Source organism: Paraburkholderia sp., assembly GCF_034668105.1.
Classification (GTDB): Bacteria; Pseudomonadota; Gammaproteobacteria; order Burkholderiales; family Burkholderiaceae; genus Paraburkholderia.
Map to the genome: position 1 here is coordinate 1 of NZ_JAXDPY010000173.1, position 3,885 is coordinate 3,885.

Annotated in this window: 5 protein-coding genes; 2 read left to right on the forward strand and 3 right to left on the reverse strand. The window is 63.5% G+C overall.

Features of this window, described 5'->3' with window-relative positions:
* A partial coding sequence (locus QOC89_RS08210; protein ID WP_323044572.1) for an efflux RND transporter periplasmic adaptor subunit occupies positions 1 to 1,114 on the reverse strand: 1,114 nt, incomplete at its 3' end.
* Between the two features lie 218 nt (positions 1,115 to 1,332).
* Between QOC89_RS08210 and QOC89_RS08215 the strand changes: the two genes are divergently transcribed.
* A complete protein-coding gene (locus tag QOC89_RS08215; protein WP_323044573.1) occupies positions 1,333 to 1,950 on the forward strand; it encodes a TetR/AcrR family transcriptional regulator in 618 nt (205 codons plus the stop codon).
* Positions 1,951 to 2,003: 53 nt separating this feature from the next.
* Here the strand turns inward: QOC89_RS08215 and QOC89_RS08220 are convergent, their stop codons facing one another.
* Positions 2,004 to 2,216 (reverse strand): hypothetical protein, encoded by a 213-nt coding sequence (locus QOC89_RS08220; protein WP_179732450.1) that lies wholly within the window; start codon positions 2,214 to 2,216, stop codon positions 2,004 to 2,006.
* Between the two features lie 248 nt (positions 2,217 to 2,464).
* On the opposite strand from QOC89_RS08220, the gene QOC89_RS08225 reads away from it, so the two are divergent.
* Positions 2,465 to 3,511 carry a LysR family transcriptional regulator gene (locus QOC89_RS08225; RefSeq protein ID WP_323044574.1) on the forward strand — a complete coding sequence of 349 codons (1,047 nt, stop codon included), beginning with the start codon at positions 2,465 to 2,467 and terminating at the stop codon, positions 3,509 to 3,511.
* A gap of 37 nt (positions 3,512 to 3,548) precedes the next feature.
* Here QOC89_RS08225 and QOC89_RS08230 read toward each other — a convergent pair.
* The coding region (locus QOC89_RS08230) for a cupin domain-containing protein (RefSeq protein WP_323044575.1) at positions 3,549 to 3,885 on the reverse strand (337 nt) is incomplete at its 5' end.

Consider the following 3,885-nt stretch of genomic DNA (forward strand, 5'->3'; position numbering starts at 1 on the left):
TGACCGTCACGCGGCGCAGTTCCAACGTGCCGACGCCAGGCGTAGCGACGCCCGGAGTACCGACGCCCGGCGTGCCGACGCCCGGCGTGCCGACGCCCGGCGCATTCTCCGCAGGACGCACGACCCACACGGCCGGCTGCGTGCCGTCATGAAACAGCGCGGTGGCCGGTACGGTGAAGGCACTCGGCTGGCTCGCAGCTGAATTGCCAGCAGGGTTGGCAGCCGAGTTCGAGGGCGAAGGCGCGGCGAGCGCGATATCGGCGGTCATGCCGAGACGCACGTCCGGTCCGGGATTGTCGAGCGTGAGTTTGGCGCGGTAAGTGCGGCTTTGCGGATCGGCGGCGGGCGACACTTCGCGCACCCGCGCGCTGAAGCTGCGGCCGGGCAGCGCGGCCAGCGTGACCTTCGCGGTTTGCCCGACCGACAGCGAGGCCAGCGCGCTTTCGGGCACGTCGCAGACCACGTCGATATCGCCGCTCCATGCGAGGTTATAGACGGCCTGGCCCGCCGACACATTCTGGCCGGTGTCGGCCTGTTCGGCGGTGATCACGCCGGCGTGATCGGCAATGAGCGTGGTGTATTGCAACTGGTCTTTCGACAAGGCCGCCTGTTGCGTGGCCTGATCGCGTTGCGCGGCGGCGGACGCGTAGGCGTTGGTGGTCTGTTCGAGCTGCGCGGGCGCGATCAGGTTTTCTTTTGCCTGGGCCTGGTCGCGATCGAGTTGCTGCTTCGCATACACGAAGCTGTGTTGCGCGGCTTCGAGTTGAGCCTGCGCGCCGGCGGCATTCTTCTGGGCGTCCGCGGGATCCAGCCGGGCGAGTACCTGCCCGTTCTTCACCACGTCGCCCAGGCGTACGCGCCGCTCGATGATCTTGCCGCTGACGCGAAACGATAACGGCGTGGCATAGCGCGCCTGCACTTCGCCGGGCAACGATGCCGCAGCCGTGGCGCTACCGTCCGCATGCACGGCGACGGCGACCACCGGACGCGGCGCGGGCGTGGCGGGTTCTTTCTTCGAGCATGCGGCGAGCGTGACGATGCCGGCGATAGCGAGGGCGAATGCCGCGCGGCGCAAGCGCGCCGGACGGGCATGCCGATGGAACTGCTGGCGCATCGCAGACGATGCGGGAGGACCGGGACGCTTCACAATTACCCCAACTGGAGACAGCGAACGAACACGGCAAGCCGCAGCGGCCCGCCAGCGAAGACGCACAGCCGAAACATGCAATTGGCATACGCGTCTGACTTCGAATGGATGAGTGCATTCTAATACACACCTGTATTTGAATGTTGTCATGAATTCGGATTCTTTTCGGTGCTAGACTTGCGCCCATGAAACGGCAACGACTTACACGTGAGCAGAGCAAGGACCAGACGCGTCAGCGTCTGCTCGACGCTGCGCAAACGATTTTTATGAAGAAAGGCTTTGTCGCGGCGAGTGTCGAAGACATCGCCGGGGCGGCGGGCTATACGCGCGGCGCGTTCTATTCGAACTTCCGCAGCAAGAGCGAGTTGTTCCTGGAACTACTGCGGCGCGACCACGAGACCATGCAGGCGGGGTTGCAGGCGATCTTCGAAAACGCGGCCTCGCGCGAAGAGATGGAAGCGCGCGTGCTGCACTACTACAGCAGCCTGCATCGCGAGAACAAGTGCTTCCTGATGTGGGTGGAGGCCAAGCTGCTCGCCGTGCGCGACGGCCGCTTCCGGCTGCGCTTTAACGCGTTCATGCACGAGAAGCTCGAACAGTTGAGCGCGTACATCCGCGAATTTTCGACGCGAGTCGGCACGCCGCTATTGCTGCCGGCTGAGACATTGGCAATGGGCTTGATGGGCTTGTGCGACGGCGTGCAGTTCTTCTACACGGTCGACCCGCAGAACGTGCCGGCGGAGATGGCTGAACGAGTGCTGGCGGGATTTTTCGCGCGCGTGGTGTTCGGGCGCGACGCGTAGATAAATGCGGACAAATGCCGGCAGGTGAATGCCTGCCGGTCAGTACCGGCGAATCAGTTCGTCGGCAACTGTGCGCAGGCGTCCGCAACGGGGGAGGCGCAGACGAATGAATACTGCCCGCTGTAGCGCAGGGCCTCTTCACCAACGTGCAAGACGACCTTGATGTCCGGGCACCGTTCGTAAGCGATGAAGGCCGAACAGGCTGCGGCGGACCAGCAAACGAGTGAAAACGCGATTTTTTCGAAGAGCTGAAGACGAGGTGGCATAGCGATTAATTTCCTTTCGGGCGCTATGTTACCAGCAGCTAAGGGTTTATACCTAGCTATTTTCCTTAATAGACTTCGCAATAATGCCGCGCGTTGGAATCTGACCGGAATGTCACGTTCGGGTCAGGGTTGGGACATGGTCGGATCGATACAATCGGATCGTTGGGCAAACCCGCGCGCGCCTTGCCGCTCGGGTCGACACAGGCGTGGTTGCGCCGGCCCGGCTTTACCGAGGCAGGAGTCGTCCCATGAATCAATTGCAATCGATGCGCGTGTTCGTCAAAGTGGCCGATCTCGGCAGTTTTGTCCGCGCGGCCAGCACCCTGGAACTCTCCACCGCCGTCGTCACGCGGCATGTTGCCGATCTGGAAGCGCGCCTCGGCACCCGCCTGCTCAATCGCACGACGCGCCGTCTCTCACTGACCGAATCCGGCACGACTTATCTGGAGCGCGTGCGCCATATTCTCGACGACCTCGAAGGCGTCGAGCAGATGGTGGTGGCGCGCAATCACGAACCGGTCGGGACTTTGCGTATCGTCGCCCCGGTGGTATTCGGGCTGCATAGCCTCGCGCCGGTGGTGCAGTCTTACTCGGCGTGCTATCCGGATGTGCGGCCTGACGTTACGCTGGCCGATCGCCATGTCGATCTGGTGGAAGAAGGTTTCGACGTCGGCATCATGGTTGCGCGGCAGATGCGCAGCGCGAGCATCGTCACGCGGCGCCTGACTACCGGCTACATGACGGTCTGCGCGACCCCCGCCTATCTCGCGCAGCACGGCACGCCGACCCGGCCGGAAGATCTGTTGATGCATCCGTGTCTGAGCCGGCCCGCCGAGCAGGGTGGTGACGAACGGGTGTTCACCGGACCCTCGGGCGAGGTTCGCGTCCGGCCGACCAACGCGATTGCGGCGAACAATACGGAAATGCTGAGGCAGTTTGCGCTGCTGGGCATGGGCGTGGCAATTCTGCCGAGCTATCTGATTGGCCGCGATCTGGCGTCTGGGCGTCTCGTGCCGTTACTCGGCGATTACCGCTTGCCGCAAATCGAAATCACGATTGCTTACCCAAGCCGCCTTCATTTGCCGGCAAAAGTGCGCACCTTTATCGATCATCTGGTCGAGCATTTCAGTCAGACCGACGCTCGCGCGCGCGATCCACGCGCCGGGGTGCCGCGCCGCGCGGTGGCCGGCTCCCCGGTGTATGCCGCTGACCTGCCGGTATCCGCGCTGCCGGGCGACGCGGCGCGGCCGAAGCAGCGGGCCTCGCGCCCGGGAATCGTGGTGTCGTCGCTGTGACGGGCGCGCGGTGCACGCGGCGAACGCGTGCGTCGGCCTAGATCCACAGATCGTTTGCCGCGGTGCGTTCGTTGTTTTCTTCGCCGGTGTTCTTCACGCCGCGCGGTTCGATCAGCAGCAGCTTGACCTCGTGTTCTGCGTACGGCTTGTGCTCCGTGCCTTTGGGCACCACGAACATTTCTCCTGCCGAGAGCAGCACGGACCCCTCGCGCATGTCGATGCGCAATTGACCGTCGAGCACGATAAACGTCTCGTCCGTCTCGGCGTGCTGATGCCAGATAAAGTCGCCTTCGATGCGGACCAGCTTGAACTGGTAGTCGTTCATTTCCGCAATGACGCGCGCTTGCCACTGGTCGCTGAAGAGCGCCAGCTTT

What these genes read in the sequence shown, in the direction of transcription:
- QOC89_RS08225 (WP_323044574.1), top strand. Translation starts at nt 2,465, where the DNA reads ATGAATCAATTGCAATCGATGCGCGTGTTCGTCAAAGTGGCCGATCTC.
- QOC89_RS08215 (WP_323044573.1), top strand. Translation starts at nt 1,333, where the DNA reads ATGAAACGGCAACGACTTACACGTGAGCAGAGCAAGGACCAGACGCGT.
- QOC89_RS08220 (WP_179732450.1), bottom strand. Translation starts at nt 2,216, where the DNA reads ATGCCACCTCGTCTTCAGCTCTTCGAAAAAATCGCGTTTTCACTCGTT.